This is a genomic window from Pseudarthrobacter xylosi (genome assembly GCF_055412765.1).
Map to the genome: position 1 here is coordinate 442902 of NZ_JBVAYT010000001.1, position 21546 is coordinate 464447.

Here is a 21546-nt window from a genome sequence, read left to right on the forward strand (position 1 = left end):
CAGTGTGCCCCTGCCCGGCGGAATCAGCCGATGGGCTCGGCCATCTGCTCCACCACATACTGGGCATCCACGGTGGATCCGGTCACGGGGTCTGTCATCTCCACTTTCCAGCTGCGGGCGAACTGGTTCACGCCGTGGGTCATGGCCACCGTGCCGGAAATGAGGACCGTCCCGGGCTCATTCAGGCCGCGCTCGGTCAGCACCTCCAGCCAGTAGTCCGGGGTCAGCAGGGCTTCCAGTGAGCTGTCCTGGATCAGCGTGTCCGGAGTATCGCCCTGCCCCACCCAGCCCTTCAGCGTGATCTGGTCCAGATGGCCGCGCACGTCGTCCAGCCTCCAAGCTTTGCGGCCCAGGACGTCCGGGCTGGCATTCTTGCTCCACGCCACCCCGTGGACCTCTAGCTCGCGGTCCGTATGGTCGCACGCGACGGTCAGCAGCACACCGTCCTCCGCGATCACCAGCGCCCATTCTGCTTCGCCCGAGGTCCGGGCATGCTGCACGCGGACTTCGGAAACCTGCTGAGCCAGGTACGGCGAGACCGGGTAGAGCGCCGGCGTGGTGGTGGGGCCTGGGACGCCCAGTTCCGCCAGTTCGGCAATGTGGGCCTGCACTTCTTCCTGCTCCCGGCCCGCATATCCGGCGTTCAGGAGGTGCTTGACCTGGACTGTCCGGGTGCTGCCGTCGGGAAGTTCGAAGCTCAGAGTCGTCATGTTCTATCCATCCTTTGCGTGTCCTGCTGGAGAAATTTACAAACTGGAAACCGGAATCGGTGGCCAACGTACATCCAGTATGCGTAATGTATACATTTAACGCCAGCGTGACGGGCGTCACCCGTAAACATCTCGTGGAGGACAACACCCATGGCCAACGTCCCAGTTCCGGCTTCCGGCGCAGCGCCGCGTCCGGACAAGCCGATTCACCCCAAGGGCCTGTACAAGGCCTTCGCCGCCAGCCTCACCGGCACCGCACTCGAGTGGTATGACTTCGCCGTCTACTCGGCCGCGGCCGCCGTCGTATTTCCGCTCGTCTTCTTCCCGTCATCCGATCCTCTGACGGGCACCATCCTGGCCTTCTCCACATATGCGGTGGGCTATGTGTCCCGGCCTGTCGGCGGCATCATCTTCGGCCGGCTGGGTGACCGGATCGGCCGCAAGAAGGTGCTGGTGACCACCCTGATGATCATCGGCGTGGCCACCGTCCTGATCGGCGTGCTGCCAGGCTACGCAACCATCGGCGTCGCTGCCCCGATCATCCTGGTGCTGCTCCGCTTCGCGCAGGGTGTGGGCGTCGGCGGCGAATGGGGCGGGGCCGTCCTGCTCTCCAGTGAATACGGCGATCCGCACCGCCGTGGGTTCTGGGCGTCTGCAGCCCAGGTGGGCCCTCCCGCCGGCAACCTGATGGCCAACGGCGCCCTTGCCGTCCTGACCCTCGCACTGACCGAAGAACAGTTCATCAGTTTCGGCTGGCGCATCGCGTTCCTGGTCTCGGCGGTGCTGGTCGGCTTCGGCCTCTGGATCCGCCTGAAGCTCGAAGACACCCCCATCTTCAAGGCCATCGAGGCCCATGGCGAACAGCCCAACGCCCCTGTCCGCGAGGTCTTCAGCAAGGAGCTCCGGCCGCTCATCGCGGCCACGCTGTGCCGGGTGGGCCCGGACGTGCTCTATGCCCTGTTCACCGTTTTCACCCTCACCTACGGCATCCAGTCCCTGGGCTATGAACGCAGCCAGGTGCTCACGGCAGTCCTGATCGGCTCCGCGTTCCAGCTCTTTATGATCCCGCTGGCCGGCGCCGTGTCCGACCGCATCAACCGCCGCCTGGTCTACGGCACCGCAGCAGTGGTGGGCGCCGTGTGGACCTTCGTCTTCTTCGGCGTCCTGGGCGCCGACAACGAGCCGATGCTGATCATCGGCATTGTGCTCGGCCTTATGGCGCACTCGTTTATGTACGGCCCGCAGGCTGCCTTCATCGTGGAGCAGTTCTCACCGAGGCTCCGGTCCACGGGCAGCTCCCTGGCCTACACCTTCGCCGGCGTGATCGGCGGCGCCATCGCCCCGCTGATGTTCACATTGCTGCTGGCGCAGTTCGGCACCTGGATTCCGGTTGCCATCTACGTGGCAGTCGCTGCAGGCGTCACCGCCGTGGGCTTGGCCCTGGGCCGTGATTCCAACACTGTGGAGGACGAGGACTACCGCCTGATGCTGGAAGGATCCGCACTAGAACGCCAGCAGTCGGGTACCGGCACAGGCAACTGAGGATTCCCCTGCTATGCGCGGAGCAGGATATCCCGGGTGATGGCCAGGTGATGGTCAATGGCCCCCTGCGCCTTCGCGGCGTCGCCGGACACCAGGGCATCGAGGATGTCCTGGTGTTCGGCGCACACCTGCCCGCGCCGGTCACCGGTGCGGAACAAGGCGGAGACGCCCACCAGGATCTGCCGGACATGGAGCTTGCTGTACGTTCGGGAGATGAGCTCATTGCCCGCGGCGTCGATCAGCAGCTGATGGAAGAGGGTGTCCAGCCGGATGAACTCCTGTGCAGCCTCCGCGCTCAGCTCCTCGGGAAGCTGGGCCTGCTGGTCCAGGGTGTCCTGCATCGTTTTCGCAGGAACACGGCGCTCTGCGATCACCAGGCGGGCGGCATGACTTTCCAGCACGCCCCGGAGTTCCATCAGCTCCGACATTTCGCGGCCCGTCACCGGCGGAACGTAGGCCCCGCGCTGCGGAATCAGTTCCACCAGGCCGTCGGAGACGAGCAGGAGGAGCGCCTCCCGGACCGGAGTTCGCGAGACGCCGATCTCGGCGGCCAGCTCCTGCTCGTTCAGGAACTTCCCCTGCACCTCCGGGTCAATCAGGATGTTTTCCCGCAGGTACGCGTACGCTTTCTCGCGGCCGGACGCAGCCGTCACCGAACTTTTTCGCATACATTATGTATACAACAGACTGGAGTACTTTCATGCGTTTAGCAGTGGCCCAAATCATCACCGGAGCCGATCTGGCCGCCAACCTGGAGCTTATCCGAGACTACGCCACGCGGGCCAAAGCCGCCGGAGCCGAGCTCGTGGTGTTCCCCGAAGCCGCCATGCGGGCCTTCGGCAACAGCCTGAAGGACATCGCCGAGCCGTTGGACGGGCCATGGGCCGCCGCCGTCCGCGGCATTGCCCACGAACTGGACATCACCGTGGTGGCGGGCATGTTCACCCCGGGCGAGGGCGGCCGCGTGCGAAATACCCTGCTGGTCACCGGACCGGGCGTTGAGACCTCCTACGACAAGATCCACCTCTTTGACGCGTTTGGTTTCGCCGAGTCCGATACCGTGGACGCCGGCACAGCCCCCGTGACCTTCGAGGTAAACGGCACCACCTTCGGCCTGGCCACCTGCTACGACGTACGGTTCCCGGCACTGTTCACGGCCAACGCCAAAGCCGGCGCCCAGGTCAACATAGTCTGCGCCTCATGGGGTGCCGGCGAAGGCAAAGCCGAACAGTGGGACCTCCTGGTCCGGGCCCGCGCGCTGGACAGCACCACCTTCGTGGTGGCCAGCGGTCAGGGCGATCCGGCAAGCGTCGGTATTGCCTCCACGGGCAAGGCTCCCACGGGCGTCGGCCACAGCGCCGTCATCTCTCCCCTGGGTTCTGCGCTGGTGGCCCTCGGCGGCGAACCGGAACTCGCCGTCGTCGACATTGACCCGGAGCTCATTGCCGAGGTCCGCGGCAAGCTGCCCGTCCTGGCCAACGCCCGGACCTTCTGACCCGGCCGGCAGCCGGCCCCGCGGGCGCTCCAGCGAAGGCCCGGCTGCGCTCAGGAAAGCACAAATCCCCTGAGCGCAGCCAGCCACGGCCCAAAACAGTCCAGGTGCGCATCATGCGAAGCCCCAGGGAGATCCACCCGCGTCACGTTCCTGCCCACACTCCGCCCACCGCGGCGCAGCCACCGCGCTGATGGCAGCAACCATGACGCCGGCGTCGAACCTTGGCCGGAAGCCGCCGTCGCGTCCGCGCACTGTAAATTCCCGGAACGGCTCAGGCACTCCCCCACGCTGCGTCAAAGCGGCTGCCCCACGGCGGTGAGCCGCCGTTCACCTTCAGGAAACGTTGCCGTTTTCGGCGTCCGACGCCGGCATCTCACCACGTCTGCGCGACATCGCCCGCCAGTGCTGGGATCCCGGTCGCAGGGCTTCCATCCCGGCGCCGTTCAGCAGGTTCCGTTTACACGCCGGAAACACTACGGACATGCGATCTTCACGAAAGCCGCCTGTCCGTAACCTGTACGCAACGTGGCGAAGCGCATACGGAAACACACGGCGACAAATATTGATCGGGGGGATTGCGCGGGCCACACAGGAAGTCCCCGTATTCAGGATCAATGGAAGGGACCCACCGGTGGAGATCAGTGCGCAACACGTCTGGATGATGATCGCGGCGGCAATGGTGCTGTTCATGACACCCGGACTCGGTCTCTTCTATGGCGGCATGACGCGCGCCAAGGCAGCGCTGAACATGATCATGATGAGCTTCATCTCCGCCGGCATCGTAGGCGTGGTGTGGGTCTTGTGGGGTTACTCGATGACCACCGGCGAGGGAATCCTGGGTATTTTTGGCAACCCTTTCGCCAACTTCGGGCTCCAGAACCTCATGGGTTCCCCTGACCTCATCAAGGCCGGCTTCAGCGCCACCTTCGCCATCATCACCGTGGCCCTCATCAGCGGCGCCATCGCGGACCGCGCCAAGTTCAGCGCCTGGGCAGTGTTTGTGCCGCTGTGGGTCACGCTGGTCTATTGCCCCCTCGCCTACATGATCTGGGGCGGCGGGCTCATGAGCGCCGGCGGAGCCCTCACCGAGGCCTTCGGCCAGGTCATCGACTTCGCCGGCGGTGCAGTGGTGGAAATCAGTTCGGGCACAGCAGCCCTGGTCCTGGCCCTGGTGGTTGGCCAGCGGCACGGCTTCGCCAAGGATCCCAGCCACCGCCCGCACAATGTCCCCTTCATCATGCTCGGCGCGGCCATCCTGTGGTTCGGCTGGTTCGGGTTCAATGGCGGCGCCGCCACCACCGCGGAGCAGGCCGGCCTGATCTGGATCAACACCCTGGTCACCCCGGCCGCGGCCATGCTCAGCTGGCTGCTGACCGAAAAGATCCGCCACGGCCACCCCACGTCACTGGGCGCAGCCTCGGGTGTTGTCGCTGGCCTGGTGGCCATCACACCGTCCTGCGCCAACATCAGTCCAGTGGCCGCCATCGGCCTGGGCCTGGTGGCCGGGGCAGCCTGCTGTGTGTTTGTTGACCTGAAGTACCGGTTTGGTCTTGACGATTCCCTGGACGTGGTGGGAGTCCACCTCGGCGCCGGGCTGATCGGTACACTCGCCCTGGGCTTCGTCGCCCTCCCCGTGGACGGCCAGGGCGGTGGCCTCTTCTACGGCGGCGGCCTCCAGCAGCTGACGGCACAGGCTGTGGCAGTGGTGGTCACGGTAGTTCTCTCCGGTGGCGTGACCCTGGTGATCGGCCGGGCCATCAACAGGACCATCGGGTTCCGGGTGACCCACGAGGCCGAGATGGCCGGGGTGGACCTCTCAGAGCACGCCGAGACCGCCTACGCCTTCGGCGGCTTGGGGAGCCACTTCAACCCGCTGGGCCACCGGCCGCCAGCAGTTGCTGCCATTACTGAAGCCGCTCCCGCCAAGGAAGACACCTTCGCCTAAGGACAGAGGCTGATAAACGCTTTCTGGCGCCTCCGGTTGAGCCCGTTCAGTTTGACGTGAGCGGGCCCAGCCGTCTGACCTGGCAGGGCTCAGTCGGCCAGGATCTGGTAAAGCGCGCGGCGTGTTTCGTCGAGCTTTTCCACCGCGGCATTGCGCTGTTCTTCCGTGGCTGCCGAGCGGAACTGATGTATGACTCCCATCAGCTTGCCCACACTCTGGTGAAACGCTGGCCCCGATCCTTCCGCATCGCTGTTCCACGCGTTCTCCAACTCCTCCGCATGCTCGGCCACGTAGGCCTTGCCCGCCTCAGTGAGGGTGAAGTCGGTCCGCCGGCCCTCACTGAGGGGCGCAATGAGGTCCTCGTCCACCAACTGCTGGAGCGTCGGGTAAATCGACCCCGGGCTGGGCCGCCATGCGCCGGACGTTTTCTCCGCGATGGTCTTGATCAGGCCATAACCGTTGGACGGGGCCTCGGCCAGCAGGGACAGGATGGCCCAACGGACGTCACCCCTGCTTGCCCGCCGGGGACCGGGCCCAAATCCGGGACCAAACCCTCCGCCCGGTCCAAACCCGGGACCAAATCCTCCCCGCGGCCCGAAGCCCGGTCCGAATCCTCCCCCCCGGTGCCCGTGCGGCCCACGCCGCCCTCTGCCGCGCTCAAATCGTCCCCGATCGAACTGTTCGCGCCCGAACGGCGGTTCCAAAAACTTGTCGTCGTGAATGCCTTTCATGGTGGCATCGTCCCTTCTCTGTCTTCTTGACTGCTCTGCTCTTATTGAATGGTTATCGGTCAACTACTCACCGACACTTAACGATATATCGGTAACTATCGTCTGACAAGACTCGAGAAAGACATTTTTGCAATGAAGTACCGGCTTGGCATCGGTTCGCCCAACATCTGGATGCAGCACGTCCCACGGCGTATTCTGATCACACGTCGCTAGCTTGAGAGCTGAACAATGGCGAAGAAGAAGAAACGCGAGCATCGTCTGGCCAGGGCCCTGGGAGGGGTCATCGGATTCTTTGTGGCGAGCGCAACGTGCGGCGTCCTGGCCGCAAGCCTGGTTGTCCCTGCTGTTGCGACTGTCGGCTACGGAGTCAGCACATCCATCAGCTACTTTGAAAATCTGCCCTCGGAACTGATCGTTTCGCCGCCGTCGCAGTCCACCAAAGTCCTCACCTCTGACGGCCAGCCGCTCGCCACGTTTTATTCCGAGAACCGGATCAAAATCCCCCTGGACCGGATATCCCCTTACATCCGGGATGCCATCGTAGCCATCGAGGACAGCCGCTTTTATGAGCACCCGGGCATTGACCCGCAAGGGATTCTCCGGGCTGCAATCTTCAACCTGACGAGTGAGGGCAGGCAGGGCGCCTCCACGATTACCCAGCAGTACGTCACCAACGTGATCAACGAGTCGTTCGTGTCCCAGGACAAAACCGACGAGGTCATCCTCAGCGGCCAGAAGAGCCTCGGGGACAAGCTCCGCGAGATGAAGCTGGCCATTGCGCTGGAGAAGAAGTTCAGCAAGGACCAGATCCTCGAGGGGTACCTGAACATCGTGTTCTTTAACCGCGAGGCCTACGGAGTCGAGGCGGCGGCCCGGTATTTCTTCAGCACCGGGGCTGGAGACCTCACGCTGCCGCAGGCCGCCCTGCTGGCCGGCTTGGTCAACAGCCCCAGCTACTACAACCCCGCGGTCAATCCGGAGCATGCCACGAACCGCCGGAACCAGGTTCTTTCCGAGATGCTGGCCCTGGGCAAGATCACCCAGGCGGACCACGACGCCGCCGCGGCCACGCCCATCGAACTCAAGCTCAGTCCAGGGAAGCAGGGCTGCGCCAATGCCCAGATGGCACCCTACTTCTGCGACTACGTTTCGCATCTGATCCTGAACAACCCGGCCTTCGGCACAACCCTGATCGAGCGCGAGCGCAAGCTGTTCCGTGGCGGGCTCACCATTGTCACCACGCTGGACAGCCGGCTCCAGGCGGCGGCCCAGGCACAGGTTGACAGCACCGCCGGAGCGAATCCCGACCGCTGGGGCGCGTCCCTGGTCTCGATCCAGCCGGGGACGGGGAAGATCCTGGCAATGGCGCAGAACACGGTATTCCTGCCGGCCGAAGGTAGGTTCGACACCCAGCTGAACTTCAATGTGGATTCCCATGATCCGCAAGGCAATGACCTCAACGGGGCGGGCGGATTCCAGCCCGGCTCCACCATGAAGCCCTTCACGTTTGCCGAGTGGCTGAACGAGGGCAAGTCACTGACAGGCGTGGTGGACGCCTCCCGCCGGGTGTATCCGCTGGGCTTCCCGTGGCGCTCCAGCTGCGGAAAGGTGTTGGGCGCCTACAGTACGGCCCAGAACAACCCCGAGCTGGGCGCCGCCGATGACCTGCAGAATGCTGACGAGGGCTATTACCGTCCCATGCCCGTGAATTACGGGCTGTACAACTCCATCAACACGGCCACGTTCGCTGAGGCTACCCAGCTCGACTTCTGCGGTATCCAGAAGATGGTGGACACCGTGGGGCTGCACAGCGGACTGGATGGTGCCCAGATCAATATGCATCAGCTGGGCAATCTGCTCGGGGCCATCGGCGTCGCCCCGGTCCACCTGGCCAACGCTTTCGCCACCTTCGCGAACGACGGACGCTACTGCTCTCCTGTCGCCGTGCTTGAGGTGACGGACGTGACGGGCGGGAAGTTTCCGGTCCAGGCCAGCGAGTGCCGCGACGCCGTCAAACCGGAGGTTGCCCGTGGCGTCAACGCGGTGCTTCAGGACGTGCTGAAGGTCGGCTCGGGCGTGTGGATCAACCCCAAAATCCACACACTCATGCCAGTTGCCGCCAAGACCGGTACGTCCAACAACAACGGCTCCACCTGGGTGGTGGGCTATACCTCGGGGCTGGCCACAGCGTCCTTCTTCGGCGATGCGTTGGACGGCCAGAACCGCCCCGGCCAGAACGTCACCGTAAACGGTCAGTTCTACCCGCGCTTGGACGGCTACATGGTCGCGGGACCGCAGTGGGTCAACTACATGCTCAAGGCCGCCCCGCTCTACCCAGCAAATCCGTTCCCGCCGCCGCCAGCGTCAATGGTGGCCCCACCGACACCGACTCCCGCCCCGGCCGCACCCAGGCCTGCTCCCGCTCCGGCGCCCGCACCAGCCCCCGCTCCTGCTCCTGCTCCCGCTCCAGTCCCACCGCCCGCGCCACCTCCTGCTCCCGTGCCAGCTCCAGAGCCACCGCCCGCGCCAGCTCCTGCTCCAGCTCCAGCTCCAGCTCCAGAGCCACCTCCTGCTCCTGAGCCCGCGCCTGTCCTGCCGCCGCCCGAGAATCCGGGCCTTCCGCCGGCGAACGGCTTCCCGGAGGGCCGGCCCTGACGAGATGCAGCCCCTGAGAGCCGACGACGGCGGGAGGCTCCGCCGTCGTCCGTCCCCTAAGTGGTGCCGCGCCAGAGTCGGTGCCACCAGGAACGCTTCGGTTCCTGTTCGGACGGGGCATCCTGTGCGCGGGTAGCACGACGTTCGCGCCAGCGCGTCACCTCCGTTTCGACGTCGCGCGTTTTGGTGACGACGGGCGGACCGCCCTGGAGCTGCCGCCGGGCGTCGATCACCCGGGCGTTGAAGTCAGCGAGGATGTCCCGGACCTGCTTTTCGGTGGACTGGGCATCAAGCCGCCCGTCCAGTTCGGCGTCTTCGGTGCGGAGCAGGATGGCTTTGGGCCCCAGCCCGCTGATGTTCTCGCGCCGGATCAGGCCCTTGACCCACCAGTCAGGATCGTAGGCCTCCCCCAGACCGGGGATGGGCTTGCCGGCGTACTTGAGGTTGTCGAACTTGCCCTGGGCCATGGCGTCCCGGATCAGGTACTCCGCCCGCCGGGCATCGTCCACCTTCTTGCGAATATCCCGATCCTTGGCTTCGGCGGCCTCGAGCTCGGCCTCCTCGTCGGCACGGATCCCGGCACCGCGGTAGGAGCGCACTTCTGCAGCCCGTTCCAGCCGGCGTTTGAAAGCACTATCGCCGCCCATGATCCGCCACCCTTCTGCCGAAAGACTCGTGACTTCCAGTATTCAGACGCGGACGTCAGGTTTCAACGAGGACGTCACCACCCCCATGCGCGAAAGGACACTTTCGGCCCCGCGGATCCTGGGGCTCCAAGTGTCCTTTCGCGCTGAAGAGTGGGTCAGCCCAGGTGGATGGGCTGGTTGTCGTCGCTGCCCGGACGATGTCAGGCGCGGGCGTGCTCTGAGAGGACGGCGTCGATCTGACCCGCGGCTTCCCTCATGCCTTCCTCCATGCCCATCTTGACCATTTCTTCCATCTGCTCCTCGGAGTCGAACGTGGACATGATGGTCATCCGGGTGCGGCCACCAAGATCCTCGAGGTCAACAGCGGCATGGGCACTGCCCATGGCATCCACGGGCGCTCCGGTTTCGTCGGCGAAGCCGTCATCAAATTCGAGCTTGCGCGGCGCCTCGATGGTTCTGAATTTCCACCAGCCTCGGGGCTTCTCGCCTTCGGGCGTGGTCATGTAATAGTCGGCCTTCCCGCCGGGCTGGAAGTCGAACGCCTCAAACGTGGCCGGATAGTTGGGCGGACCCCACCAGCGCTCGAGCTGCCGCGGGTCTTCCCAGATCTGCCAGACGCGTTCCACGGCGGCGTCGAACTCGGCGACGAGGGTGAGGCTGAGTGCCTCGAGATTCTTGGTGGAACTGATAACAGGCATTGCCGTACCTTCCTTATCCTTCAGCCAGAATGTCCGCGATCCGCCCGGCACGCTGCCGCCAGATCGCCTCATACTCGTCGAGCAGCCGGCGGGCCTTCTGCAGTCCTTCGTGGTTACCCCGCACGATCTGCTCCCTTCCGCGCTTCTCCTTCGTTACCAGGGAAGCCCGTTCCAACACCGCCACGTGCTTCTGGACGGCGGCGAAACTCATGGCGTAGAGGGCGGCGAGGCCGGAGACGGAATACTCCCCCGCTGTCACCCGCCGGACAATGTCCCGCCGGGTGGTGTCCGCGAGCGCCTGGAACAGGCGGTCAAGGTCCGCATCTTTGAGCTGATCTACAACCATTTGGTTGTAAGATACGCCCGGGGCAGGGAGGTGTCAAGGGACCTCCGCGGCCTCCCGGTTTGACGCGGGTGCCCGCCATTGCCCACAGTGGGTCAGTGCCTGCCACCATCCCCACCGACACCCCGGATCCGGACGCCCCGGACGGGCCATCAGCATGGCGGCAGTTCGCCGCCCTGATCGGCTTCCTCGCGCTCTCCTGGTCCGTCTCGTTCGTGGGATCCCTCCCGGTCCGCGCGGCGACGGGCGGCTGGTACGCCCTGGCGGACAAAGCTCCCTGGACGCCTCCCGGGCTGATGTTCGCGTCCGTCTGGCTGGTCCTGTACGCGGCAATGGCCGTAGCGGCCTGGCTGGTGTGGCGGCAGCGGCGCCTCCCCCGCCGTCACGCACTCACGCTGTACGGGCTCCAGCTGGCACTGAATCTGCTCTGGCCCATGACGTTCTTCGGGCTGTATCCCGCGCTGGGCACCGCGGCGCTCTGGCTGGCACTGGCCGTCCTCGCCGCCCTCACGCTCACAGCGGTCCTGACAGTTCTGCGCTTCGGACCCATCAGCCAAACGGCCGGCGTCCTGATGCTGCCGAACGTATCGTGGCTGGTGTTTTCGGCGTCCCTGAACCTTTACGCCGCCGTCAGTAACTAAGCGCGGCGCGAGCGTGTAATCGCTCACACTTTCGCCATTTCGGTTGCAAATGTCAGCGGCCACCATGAAGCATGAGATCGGGACCTCGTTCCCGCACTACCAAGATCAGCAATCCTCACCGACGAGGATGCGGCCCCCTCAAGGACGACGCGGAGCCGTTAACTGCATGAGCGAAAGTACTGACAATGACGTTTGATAACCACTCCATCACGCTGAAAATCTGGGACCGGTCTGCGGTTGAGCACACCCTGGAGAGCGTTGTGCACGATCTCTCGGTCAAGGCAAACACCACCAAATGCCGCATCGCGGTCCAGTGCAGCGGCCCCAACACTTTCACGGTCAGCGTCCGTAGCCAGGAACGCCAGCTCGCCACCGTCTGATCGGTTGACAGCTCAAACTAAAGCGGACGACGGCGGGAGTTTCCCGGCGTCGTCCGCTTCCGTTTTGCTTCCGGGCAAACATCCTTACGCCCGGTCCTGGCGGCTCACCATCTCGTTGATCCAGGCCGGCGCGAACGGTGAGGTGCAGTTCGGCGGCGTCGGATAGTCCTTGAGGACCTCAAGGCGTTCGCCGATATCGAGCGCGCGGGCCCGGTGCTCTGCGTGCTCAATGCCAATGAAGGCCAGCGTGTGGTTCATCGCCCACTGCAGCCGGCCGGGGGCGTCCTTCATTTCCGCCTCGATGGTGTCCAGCAGCCCCGGGAGGTCCAGCCCCGCGGGCTTCTTCGCCACCCGCTCGCTGGTCAGGGCCCAACCGGCGCTGGCCACCACCGGATCCGGGTCCGCCGTCCAGGCCACGCGCAGCTCCTCCGCGTGCGGGCTCTTCTTCACGACGTAGTTCACCAGCCAGTCCTGCACTTTGGGGGCCCGCGCCTCGCGGAGCATGGTGTCCAGTTCGTCGCGTTCGAAGGCCTTGGGCCGGCAGATCAGCAGCGCCACCAACCTGGCCGGAGTGTCGTTCGTGGCCCAGAGCTCGCGCGCGAGTTCCTGCTGTGTCTTCAGCCGCTTGGCGACAGCGCGCATCTTGGACAGGTTCACCCCGTGGTCGTCGCCGCGCTTCTGGTTCGCCTCGCGCACCTTCGGGTCATCAAGCTCAGCCAGCTCGGCCATGACCTCGCCCAGCAGCCCGGCCGTTATCGTCTCCGACATTGTCACCCTTTCGGTCACCCATTTGTCGGTTCCAGCCTACGGCTGACAGTGCGGAAGCGGACGACGGCGGGAGGTTCCCGTCGTCGTCCGCTTCTGTTTGTGGTGACTAACGTCCGCACGCGACAGCGGGTCATGCCCATGCCACAACGAGCCGCGCGACCTGGTTGGGCACGGTGAGATCAATCCCGGTCAGCTCCTGAAACCGGTTGAGCCTGTTGAGGACCGTGTTCCGGTGGCAAAAGAGCCCTTCCGCCGTGAGCGCCACGCTGCCCGACTGAAGAAAGTGCCGCGCAGCCTCCGTGAGCCTTTCCCGTTCCGCGCCACGACACGGTTCCAGCGCAGCGTCGATCTCTTCCACGAGGTCCAGACCCGACTCCGCGAGTTGCCGCTTGGCAAGTCGCGGCCACGCCTGGTTGGCAGACAGTGGACCTGTGTCCGCGGGCTGCAGGAGGGCCGCCAGGCTTGAAGCCGTCCGCGCAGCTTTGGGCAATCCGCGCAGGCCGTTCGCTTCGGCCACACCGCAGGGGATATCTGCAAATACCTGGGGCACCGTGAAAATGACAGCCTTGTCGTCTCCGGCCCGCGATGCTGCCACCGGCCAGAAGACGTAGGCCATCTCGCCCGATTCCCGGAGAAAGAGCCTTTGGTTGCGCCTGGTCGGGGCCTTTGCCTGGGCCGTTCGCAGCTGGGCGGCGGCGCCCCCACTTGCGGCTACGAGCCCAAAACGTGCACCTGCTGAGACCCCCAGTGCGTCCGCGACCTGGGCGGCCGTTTCCGCCGAAGGATTCGCCACACTGAACAGTCGCGCAATGAACTCGTTCTGGATGCTCGATTCCTCCTGTGCCATGCGCACGCGCTCATTGAGGTAACTCGCGTTCGTCCGTGCGGCGAACTCGTCCACAACACGCCACACCTGATCCACCCGGGATGTCAGCATGGGCGCATCTGCCGGATCAGCGATCGCCAATAGCTCTGCCCAAAGAATGGTGAAGTCCAAGCGCACCGCGGAAATGAGGGCTTCGGCTGGAATTCCGGACCGGGCACGTTTGGCACCCAAAGCCGCAGAGAATTCGCCATCCTGTTCCCCACCGGGCCGGCTCCCGCCGCTCCTGAGGGCGTTCACCAGCCGGTGGAAGGTTTCCCGAGCCGTCAGCATGATCTCATCGGTGTCAACGGTGGACTCCCGATATTCGGGAATCTCCCGGACTTGGGTGATGAATTTCCCAGCCAGCGTATCCACCTTGTCATGAAGCAGTTCCACGAGCTCCGACCACCTGCGCGAGACCGCATCATCCTCATTATTGTGCATTTACACACCGTACAAGCCGATTTCGGTTGCCGCTAGCTAACTTATTTGAGCAGATCTACTGAGACAATTGAATCCGGTGAGACGCATCACACCCATCCGGGCCCCCAACGGCCCCGATGGCCCTCTGCCGGTCCCGGCCGGCAGAATCTATCCGCACTACCATCCGTATTTGGAGTAAGCATGGCAAGCAGCAGCCCCGCAACTGGTCTCGGACCATCGGTACCCCGCGTCGTAGACGAGCGTGTGACGAGAAAGGTGGCCCTGGCCGCGCTGGTGGGCACCGCGCTGGAGTGGTACGACTTCTTCCTCTTCACCACGGCTGCCGCCCTGGTGTTCAACGCCCAGTACTTTGTTTCCGCAGATCCGTTCGTCGCCGCGATGAGTTCCTTCGCCACCCTTGCCGTGGGCTTTGTGGCCCGTCCCATCGGTGGCTTCATCTTCGGAGCCCTGGGCGACAAGGTGGGGCGCAAGAAGATCCTGATGATCACGATCGTCGGGATCGGCGTTGTCACGGGCGTGATCGGGCTGCTGCCGAACTATGCGACCATCGGCGTCGCGGCCCCCATCATCCTGGTGGCGCTGCGCATCCTGCAGGGCCTGGCAGTAGGCGGCGAGTGGAGCGGCGCGGTGATTATCGCCGTCGAAAACGCCCCCGTTGCCAAGCGCGCCCGCTACGCCGCCCTGCCGCAGATCGGTTCCCCGATCGGCACCATCCTGTCCTCCGGCGGCTTCTTCGGCATGCTGTATCTCGTGGGCCAGACCAACTTCGACGCCTGGGGCTGGCGCATCCCGTTTATTGCGGCCATCCCGCTGCTGGCCATCTCGATGTGGATCCGCAGCAAGCTCAGCGAATCACCCGAGTTCGAAGCACTTATGGAGTCCGGCGAAACGGAACACGCCCCCATCCGAGGCGTCCTGACCAAGAGCTGGCGCCAGATCCTGGTGGGCGGCTGCTCTGCGCTCCTGGGCATCGGCGGCTTCTACCTCATCACCAGCTTTGTGGTCTTCTACGGCACCAAGGTCCTCAAGATGCCCTACGAGATCCTCCTGCTAGGCTCGCTCCTCGCAGCGGTCTTCGAGATCTTCGTCCTCATCTGGGCAGGACGCATGGGCGAGAAGTACGGCGCCAGCAAGGTCATCCTCTGGGGCGGCATCGCCTCCGCTGTCGTCGCCGTACCGGTCTTCCTCGCAATCGACACCGCCAACCCGGTCCTGGTGATCCTGGCCATGATCGTTGGCGTGTGCACACTCTCGATCCCATACGCCGTCTCCGGCACCGCACTGACCTCGCTCTTCGCCACCAAGGTCCGTTACACCGGGGTAGCCATCACCTCCAACAGCGCCGGCGTGATCTCCGGCTTCGTGCCGCTGATTGCCACCGCACTGGTTGCCGCCAGCGGCAACTCATTCTGGCCTGGCGCCATCATCCTCCTGGTGGTTTCCATCATGACCGCGCTGTCCGGCATCTTCCTGCCGGCACTCAGCATCGAAGAAGAAGGTATGAAGCATTGAGCACAACAACCACTGCCGGGCATCTGATTGTTGCCCAGCTTGAGCGGGCCGGTATCAAGCGGGTTTATGGGGTTCCGGGTGAGAGTTTCCTGGATGTGTTGGATGGTTTGCATGGCTCGCCCATTGAGATGGTGGTGACCCGGCATGAGGGCGGGGCGGGTTTTATGGCCCTCGCGGAGGGCCGGTTGACGGAGTTGCCCGGGGTGGCGATGGTGACCCGTGGCCCGGGTGCGGCGAACGCGTTCATCGCGATCCATACCGCGCATCAGGACGCCACCCCGATGATCCTGTTTGTGGGCCTGATCCCGGTCGCGGACCGTGGCCGGGAGTCCTTCCAGGAATTCGACATCAACGCCTGGTTCGGGAGCACCGCCAAGAAAGTGGTCACCCTCGATGACGCCGCGTCCGCGGCCCGGGTGGTCGATGACGCGATCTTCACCGCCCTCAGCGGCCGCCCCGGACCGGTGGTCATCGGCCTGCCCGAGGATGTCCTGGTCCACGCGATCGGTTCCGGGACTGTGGAGCCGCGGGTGGTGGCACGGTCCGGACCGGCCGCGGCGGACCTGGCCGGGCTGGAACAGCGCCTGGCAGCCGCGCACAAACCGCTGATCGTGGTCGGCGGCGAAGGCTGGGACCAGGCTTCGTCCGAGGCGTTGGCTGGCTGGGCTGAACGCCACGGCGTTCCTGTCCTGGCTGATTTCCGCGCCTACGATGCGGTCCCGCACGGCTCGGACGCCTATGCCGGATACCTGGGCTACGCCCGCAGCGACGCGAACGCCGCACGCCTGGACGCGGCCGACCTGATCGTCTTCGTCGGCTGTGTCCGCGCCGATGTGCTCTCCGACGGCTACACCCGGGGCCTGGATGCGGTCACCGTAGTGGTCAACGCGGACGCTGACCTGCTGGGTCACTTCGGCCGGCTGGATCAGCACATCCGCGCCCACGTCGCGTCCTTCGCCACCGTCCTCGCCGCGACCGCCTCCGGGGTGAAGCCGGCCGCGGGGTGGCTGGCCGAGGCCCGCGCCGACCACGAAAAGTTCTCCACCGCCGGGCCCGACAGGGTCAACGAAGTGGACTCAAAATATGTGGACCTCGGGGCCGTGATGGAAATCCTGAAACAGGAAATGGACGAGGACGCCGTCATCACCTACGGGGCAGGGAACCACTCGCTCTGGCCGGCCCGCTACCTCAAGCACAACGCCGCGAACTCCCTGGCCGCACCCCGGAACGGTGCGATGGGCATGGGCATCCCCGCGGCGGTGGCCGCGTCCCTGGCGTACCCGGGCCGGCAGGTCATCTCCGTGGCCGGGGATGGCTGCTTCATGATGAACGGCCAGGAAATCGCCACGGCCATGGGCCACGGCGCCCGGTTCATCGCACTGGTGGTGGACAACGGCATCTTCGCCACCATCCGGGAGCACCAGGAAGCCCACTACCCGGGCCGCCCGTCCGGCACGCACATGACCAACCCCGACTTCGCGGCCCTGGCCCGCTCCTACGGCGGCTACGGCGAACGGATCGAAACGGCAGAGGACTTCGCGCCCGCGTTCCGCCGCGCCGTCGCATCCGGGCTCCCGGCCGTGCTGCACCTGCCCCAGGACCCTGCCACCCGCTCACCCCAGACCGCCAGCAACTGACCGGAGCCCCCCGTGATCACCCTGAACAACATCATCAACGGCCAATCCGTCCCGGCTGCGGCTTCCTTGCCGTTCTTCGACCCCGCCACCGGAGTCCAGCTCGGCACCGCCCCCGACAGCGACACCGCCACCACCAACGCCGCCTTCCAGGCCGCACACACCGCGTTCACCAACTACAAACGCACCACCCCGGCCGAACGCCAGGGGATGCTGCTCAAGCTCGCTGACCTCATCGAAGCCAACGCGGACCGGCTGCTTGAGGCCGAAGTCGCCTGCACCGGCAAGCCCCGGGGAGTGACCCGTGAACTCGAAATCCTGCGGGGAGCGGACCAGCTGCGCTTCTTCGCCGGTGCGTGCCGGGTGGTCTCCGGCACCGCACAAACCGAATACGTGCGGGGATTCTCCTCCACGGTCCGGCGCGAGCCGCTCGGTGTCGTCGCCCAGATCACACCCTGGAACTACCCGTTCATGATGGCGATCTGGAAGATCGGGCCCGCCCTGGCCGCGGGCAACACCCTGGTCCTCAAACCCGCCGACACCACGCCCTGGTCCACCCTGACCCTCGGTGAACTCGCCCAGGAAGCCTACCCGCCCGGGGTGGTGAACATCCTCTGCGGCGGCCGCGGAACCGGCGCTGCCATGGTGGAGCACGAGATCCCGGAAATGGTGTCCATCACCGGCTCCACCCGCGCCGGCGCCCACGTCATGTCCGCGGCAGCCGCAACCCTCAAGGATGTCCACCTCGAACTCGGCGGCAAAGCACCCGCGATCGTCTTCGCCGACGTCGACATCGCCCAGACCGCCCAGGAGATCGCGCTCAGTGCGTTCTTCAACGCCGGGCAGGACTGCACCGCCATCACCCGCGTCCTCGTCGAACAATCCATCCACGCCGAGTTCGCCGCCGCCCTCGCCCACGCCGCGTCCGCCCTGAAAACCGGCGGCGAGGGTGCGGACCTCGGACCCCTGAACAGCGCCGCCCAACTGGACCAGGTCGAGGGCTTTATGACCCGGCTGCCCGCCAACGCCACCATCCTCACCGGCGGCAAACGCACCGGCACCGGCTACCACTTCGAACCCACCGTGATCGACGGCGTCTTCCAAACCGACGAAGTCGTCTGCGACGAAATCTTCGGCCCCGTCCTCACCATCCAACCCTTCACCACCGAAAAAGAAGCACTTGAGCTGGCCAACGGCACCAAATACGCCCTCGCCTCCAGCGTCTGGTCCAACAACCACGGCGTGGTCACCCGCGTCTCCAACGAACTGGACTTCGGCGCCGTCTGGATCAACTGCCACCAAATCATCCCCGCCGAAGCCCCCCACGGCGGCTTCAAACACTCCGGCACCGGCAAAGACCTCTCCATCTACGGCCTCGAGGACTACACCCGCATCAAATCCGTCACCACCTCACACCGCTGACCTGCCCGTTCCAACCGCTAGGTAACCCATGAAACTCGATCTGCTGCTGCGCAACGCGGACATCATCACCATGGACGAGCGTCGCCCGCACGCCACCTCGTTGGGCATCTGGCAGGGCCGCGTGGTCGGCCTGGACGAAGACCTGTTTGGGCTGGACGCCGTCGAGGTCCTGGACCTGGACGGCGCCACGGTGACTCCCGGGTTCATCGACGCCCACTGCCACACCACCTGGTTCGGCCTGGGGCTGGCGGAAGTGGACGTTGCCGCCGCCCGCGGCCTGGACCAGCTGTATGCCCTGCTGGAGGCCGACATGGCCACGATTGGGGCCACCGATGGGGAGAAAACCCCGGACCAGCAGACCGGTTGGCTCATGGCCACGGGTTTCAGCCAGACCCAGCATGGGGGCCAGTTTCCGGACATCGCCGTACTGGACCGGATCACGGGGAACCGGCCGTTGTTTATCCGCCACAACTCGGGGCATATGGCCGTGGTCAACACCGCGGCGCTGCGGCTGGCAGGTGCCGAGTCGCCGTCGTTCCCTGACCCCGACGGCGGGGTGATAGTCCGCGACGCCGCCGGCCGGCCCACGGGGCTGGTGCAGGAGACGGCGCAGCAGCTGATCCAGCAGCTGATCCTGCCGTATACGCTGGATGGCATCGAGGCAGCCCTGGATCGTGGGACCCGGTACTACGCGTCGGAAGGAATCACCAGCTTCACCGAAGCAGGAATCGGCGGCGGCTGGATCGGACACAGCCCCGTGGAACTGGCCGCCTACCAGCGCGCCCTGGCCAACGGCAGGCTCCACGCACGTGCGCAGCTCATGCCGGTCCTGGATGCCCTCCACCCGCTGGAGGGGCATGACGCAGATCCGGCCGGAGCGGCTGGCCTCGATTTGGGTATGTACAGCGGGTTTGGCAACGACCTCCTGTCCCTCGGGCCGGCCAAAGTATTTTTGGACGGCTCGCTGCTGGGCGAGACGGCGGCAGTCAGCGACGCCTATTGCAGCCACGGACATACCGATAACAGCGGCAACACCGGGTATTTCCAGGCCGATCCGGAAGCGCTGCGGAACCGGATCGAGGCCGCCTACGCGGCGGGCTGGTCCATCGCCGCCCATGCCATCGGCGACCGGGCGGTCGATCTGGCGATTGACATCATCACGGACTGCGCGGAAAAGTACGCGCCGCGGACCGTGCCCAACCGGATTGAGCACGCGTCCATCACCAGGCCCGAACAGGTGGCCCGGATCGCGGCGGCTGACATCGCCGTCACCCCGCAGGCCAGCTTCTTCGCGGACGGCGGGGACGGAATGACCGCCTCGCTGGGCCAGGAACGGCTGGGCTGGGCTTACCGGGCAGCGTCCTTCCTGGCGGCCGGCGTGATTGTTGCCGGCAGCTCGGACCGTCCGGTGGCAGACGGCAATGTGCTCCGCGGGATGCAGGCCTTCGTGGACCGGCGCACCTCAACAGGGAACGTCTTCGGGAACCCGCTTGAGCGGCTGACCCCGTTTCAGGCCCTGGCGGCCTATACCACCGGAGCTGCCGCGGCCACTGGCACGTCCCATATCAAGGGCGCACTGATCCCCGGGAAACTGGCGGACTTCACTGTCCTGTCCGGCTCTCCGCTCGCCGTCGACGATATCTCCGGACTCAAAGTGCTCGCCACCTCCGTCGGCGGCACGTTCACGCACCTAACACCTGGCCTGCAATTGACGGACGGCAGGCCAAAGGTTCTCCAGCGCGTCCCATCAGACGCTGCGGGAATCGCACCATGACCGTGGTGGAGCCGGAGGTCATGCCCGTCCGCCCGGGCCACACGGAACTGTGGGCCCGACGGGCGGCACCCACGCCATCTACGGCCGTGCGGGAGATCTTTGCCGCCGCTGCCCGGCCAGGGATTATTTCGCTGGCAGGTGGAAACCCCGACGTCGGATCACTGCCCCTCGAAGCCCTCGGCAAGACGGCGGCCGCCATCATCGCCGGCCAGGGTTCCCGCGCGCTGCAGTACGGTGCGGGGCAGGGAACCGAGGAACTGCGGTCGCAGATCTGCACCGTCATGTACCTCGAAGGCATCACGGACGCCGACCCTGGCGACGTTTCCGTGACCATCGGATCCCAGTCCGGCCTGGACACCGTGACGAAGATTCTTTGCGATCCGGGGGACACGGTGCTGACCGATGACGCCACGTACATGGGTGCCCTCGGCACATTTTCCGTCTACGAAGTGGACGTCCAACCGGTCCTGACGGACTCCGACGGCCTGATCCCGGAAGCTCTGCAGGAACGCATCCACGCGTTGCGGGGACTGGGGAAGCACATCAAGTTCCTCTACACGATTCCCAACTTCAACAATCCAACCGGTGTGACGCTCAGCCTGGAACGGCGGCAGCAGGTAGTGGACATCTGCCGGGACGCCAACATCCTGGTGGTGGAGGACAACCCCTATGGATTGCTCCGCTACCGTGGCGACGCGCTCCCTGCAATGCGGGCGGCCAACCCCCTGGACGTCATCTATTTGAGTTCCTTCTCCAAAATATTCTCTCCCGGCCTCAGGCTCGGCTGGGCGCTGGTTCCGCCTCACTTGAAGCAGCGTTTCCTCATTATCGGCGAGTCCAGCACCCTGTGCCCGCCAGCTTTCAACCAGATGCTCACTTCTGCTTACCTCCGCGACTACGACTGGCAAGGCCAGCTCGAAGTGTCCCGTACCGCCTATCGGCTCCGCAGTGATGCCGCCCTGTCTGCGCTCTCCGAGACCATGCCCGACGGCGTCACCTGGACCCGGCCTGAAGGCGGCTTCTTCACCTGGCTCACGCTGCCTGGGTCTGTGGACACCCAGGCGCTCATCACGACGGCGGTGGACGCCGGTGTGGTGTTCTTTCCGGGAGCCGCGTTTTCGCCGGGCACCGCGCCATCGAATCAGCTGCGCCTGGCATTCAGCGCACTTAGCCCCGCCCTCATCACCGAAGGCATCCACCGGCTCGCACCGGTGCTGGCCCGGCTCTGAAAGCCGCTTCCGGCTCGCGGGGCTAAATGCTCCACACGCGAGTGACGGCGGTTGTCGGGGCGTAGTCGGTGAAGTCGCGAGCCGGCATCCGATGCCGATACGGTACTGCTC

The 21546-nt window shown here is 65.4% G+C and carries 19 protein-coding genes; 11 read left to right on the top strand and 8 right to left on the bottom strand.

Going from position 1 to position 21546, the window contains the following annotated elements; genetic code table 11:
• Positions 1 to 23: 23 nt before the first annotated feature.
• Complete coding sequence (locus ACZY1F_RS02105) at positions 24 to 710, bottom strand: DUF2848 domain-containing protein (RefSeq protein WP_463940007.1); 687 nt, start codon at positions 708 to 710, stop codon at positions 24 to 26.
• 150 nt (positions 711 to 860) lie between these two features.
• Between ACZY1F_RS02105 and ACZY1F_RS02110 the strand changes: the two genes are divergently transcribed.
• Positions 861 to 2252 (top strand): MFS transporter, encoded by a 1392-nt coding sequence (locus ACZY1F_RS02110; RefSeq protein ID WP_463940008.1) that lies wholly within the window; start codon positions 861 to 863, stop codon positions 2250 to 2252.
• Between the two features lie 11 nt (positions 2253 to 2263).
• Here the strand turns inward: ACZY1F_RS02110 and ACZY1F_RS02115 are convergent, their stop codons facing one another.
• Positions 2264 to 2920, bottom strand: coding sequence for a GntR family transcriptional regulator (locus tag ACZY1F_RS02115; protein ID WP_463940009.1), 657 nt, complete (start codon positions 2918 to 2920; stop codon positions 2264 to 2266).
• Between the two features lie 32 nt (positions 2921 to 2952).
• On the opposite strand from ACZY1F_RS02115, the gene ACZY1F_RS02120 reads away from it, so the two are divergent.
• Together ACZY1F_RS02120 and ACZY1F_RS02125 are read left to right on the top strand one after the other, a co-directional pair.
• The gene (locus ACZY1F_RS02120) at positions 2953 to 3747 is read left to right on the top strand and encodes a carbon-nitrogen hydrolase family protein (RefSeq protein ID WP_463940010.1); all 795 of its coding nucleotides are present in this window, start codon (positions 2953 to 2955) and stop codon (positions 3745 to 3747) included.
• A gap of 631 nt (positions 3748 to 4378) precedes the next feature.
• On the top strand, positions 4379 to 5692 hold the full coding sequence (locus tag ACZY1F_RS02125) for an ammonium transporter (RefSeq protein ID WP_463940011.1): 1314 nt from the start codon (positions 4379 to 4381) through the stop codon (positions 5690 to 5692).
• An 89-nt stretch (positions 5693 to 5781) separates the two neighbouring features.
• Here the strand turns inward: ACZY1F_RS02125 and ACZY1F_RS02130 are convergent, their stop codons facing one another.
• On the bottom strand, positions 5782 to 6423 hold the full coding sequence (locus ACZY1F_RS02130; RefSeq protein WP_463940012.1) for a PadR family transcriptional regulator: 642 nt from the start codon (positions 6421 to 6423) through the stop codon (positions 5782 to 5784).
• 228 nt (positions 6424 to 6651) lie between these two features.
• Here ACZY1F_RS02130 and ACZY1F_RS02135 point away from each other — a divergent pair, with 228 nt between their 5' ends.
• On the top strand, positions 6652 to 9078 hold the full coding sequence (locus ACZY1F_RS02135) for a transglycosylase domain-containing protein (protein ID WP_463940013.1): 2427 nt from the start codon (positions 6652 to 6654) through the stop codon (positions 9076 to 9078).
• A 56-nt stretch (positions 9079 to 9134) separates the two neighbouring features.
• On the opposite strand, the gene ACZY1F_RS02140 is transcribed toward ACZY1F_RS02135, so the two are convergent.
• From ACZY1F_RS02140 to ACZY1F_RS02150, 3 genes are all read right to left on the bottom strand, one after another.
• Positions 9135 to 9725 carry a DnaJ family domain-containing protein gene (locus ACZY1F_RS02140; RefSeq protein ID WP_463940014.1) on the bottom strand — a complete coding sequence of 197 codons (591 nt, stop codon included), beginning with the start codon at positions 9723 to 9725 and terminating at the stop codon, positions 9135 to 9137.
• Between the two features lie 200 nt (positions 9726 to 9925).
• Entirely contained in the window at positions 9926 to 10423 is a 498-nt protein-coding gene (locus ACZY1F_RS02145) for an SRPBCC family protein (RefSeq protein WP_463940015.1), read from the bottom strand.
• 13 nt (positions 10424 to 10436) lie between these two features.
• Complete coding sequence (locus ACZY1F_RS02150; protein WP_463940016.1) at positions 10437 to 10769, bottom strand: ArsR/SmtB family transcription factor; 333 nt, start codon at positions 10767 to 10769, stop codon at positions 10437 to 10439.
• A 95-nt stretch (positions 10770 to 10864) separates the two neighbouring features.
• Here ACZY1F_RS02150 and ACZY1F_RS02155 point away from each other — a divergent pair, with 95 nt between their 5' ends.
• Positions 10865 to 11407 (top strand): TspO/MBR family protein, encoded by a 543-nt coding sequence (locus tag ACZY1F_RS02155; RefSeq protein WP_463940017.1) that lies wholly within the window; start codon positions 10865 to 10867, stop codon positions 11405 to 11407.
• A gap of 185 nt (positions 11408 to 11592) precedes the next feature.
• A complete protein-coding gene (locus ACZY1F_RS02160; protein WP_463940018.1) occupies positions 11593 to 11787 on the top strand; it encodes a hypothetical protein in 195 nt (64 codons plus the stop codon).
• 84 nt (positions 11788 to 11871) lie between these two features.
• On the opposite strand, the gene ACZY1F_RS02165 is transcribed toward ACZY1F_RS02160, so the two are convergent.
• Positions 11872 to 12555 (bottom strand): DNA alkylation repair protein, encoded by a 684-nt coding sequence (locus tag ACZY1F_RS02165; RefSeq protein ID WP_463940019.1) that lies wholly within the window; start codon positions 12553 to 12555, stop codon positions 11872 to 11874.
• A 130-nt stretch (positions 12556 to 12685) separates the two neighbouring features.
• Positions 12686 to 13864, bottom strand: coding sequence for a PucR family transcriptional regulator (locus ACZY1F_RS02170; protein ID WP_463940020.1), 1179 nt, complete (start codon positions 13862 to 13864; stop codon positions 12686 to 12688).
• Positions 13865 to 14044: 180 nt separating this feature from the next.
• Here ACZY1F_RS02170 and ACZY1F_RS02175 point away from each other — a divergent pair, with 180 nt between their 5' ends.
• Genes ACZY1F_RS02175 through ACZY1F_RS02195 form a run of 5 tightly spaced genes read left to right on the top strand, consistent with a single transcriptional unit; the run spans position 14045 to position 21435 of the window.
• Positions 14045 to 15376, top strand: coding sequence for an MFS transporter (locus ACZY1F_RS02175; protein WP_463940021.1), 1332 nt, complete (start codon positions 14045 to 14047; stop codon positions 15374 to 15376).
• The gene (locus ACZY1F_RS02180) at positions 15373 to 17013 is read left to right on the top strand and encodes a thiamine pyrophosphate-dependent enzyme (protein WP_463940022.1); all 1641 of its coding nucleotides are present in this window, start codon (positions 15373 to 15375) and stop codon (positions 17011 to 17013) included. The genes ACZY1F_RS02175 and ACZY1F_RS02180 overlap by 4 nt, the downstream gene beginning before the upstream one ends.
• Positions 17014 to 17025: 12 nt before the next feature.
• Positions 17026 to 18432, top strand: coding sequence for a gamma-aminobutyraldehyde dehydrogenase (locus ACZY1F_RS02185; RefSeq protein ID WP_463940023.1), 1407 nt, complete (start codon positions 17026 to 17028; stop codon positions 18430 to 18432).
• Positions 18433 to 18460: 28 nt separating this feature from the next.
• Entirely contained in the window at positions 18461 to 20206 is a 1746-nt protein-coding gene (locus ACZY1F_RS02190) for an amidohydrolase (protein WP_463940024.1), read from the top strand.
• Complete coding sequence (locus ACZY1F_RS02195) at positions 20203 to 21435, top strand: aminotransferase-like domain-containing protein (protein WP_463940025.1); 1233 nt, start codon at positions 20203 to 20205, stop codon at positions 21433 to 21435. The genes ACZY1F_RS02190 and ACZY1F_RS02195 overlap by 4 nt, the downstream gene beginning before the upstream one ends.
• Positions 21436 to 21546 lie beyond the last annotated feature (111 nt).